The organism is Achromobacter sp. GbtcB20 (assembly GCF_019091095.1).
Lineage (GTDB): Bacteria > Pseudomonadota > Gammaproteobacteria > Burkholderiales > Burkholderiaceae_B > Achromobacter > Achromobacter mucicolens.
Genome location: NZ_JAGXJZ010000428.1, coordinates 1 through 302, shown reverse-complemented (window position 1 = coordinate 302; position 302 = coordinate 1). Strand labels below are relative to the sequence as shown.

1 protein-coding gene is annotated in these 302 nt (G+C 50.0%); it reads right to left on the bottom strand.

Annotated features, from left to right (window positions below; all coding sequences use genetic code 11):
• Positions 1 to 188: 188 nt before the first annotated feature.
• Positions 189 to 302, bottom strand: a 114-nt coding sequence (locus KVT32_RS29625) for an FKBP-type peptidyl-prolyl cis-trans isomerase (RefSeq protein WP_217619376.1), incomplete at its 5' end; no start/stop codon positions are given.

The window sequence follows — 302 nt, the reverse complement described above, 5'->3', positions numbered from 1 at the left end:
TTCCTTTTAGTTGACTAATCTTTCACGGACGTCCCACACCGTGTACACCCTGATTAGCAGAAACTGTGCCAGAAGGAAAATAATGCATGGTTTCAATATGTTAGCTACTTAACGCTCGGAAAAGATGCTTTCATTGTAAGAATTTCCGACACCCAACATTGGGTATCGTCTACATATCTTGCCTGACCTTATTTCACGTCGACCAGCTCGACGTCGAAGATCAGGTTGGCGTTCGGCGGAATCGGACCCACGCCGCGCGAGCCGTAGCCCAGTTCCGCGGGAATGATCAGGGTGCGCTTGCC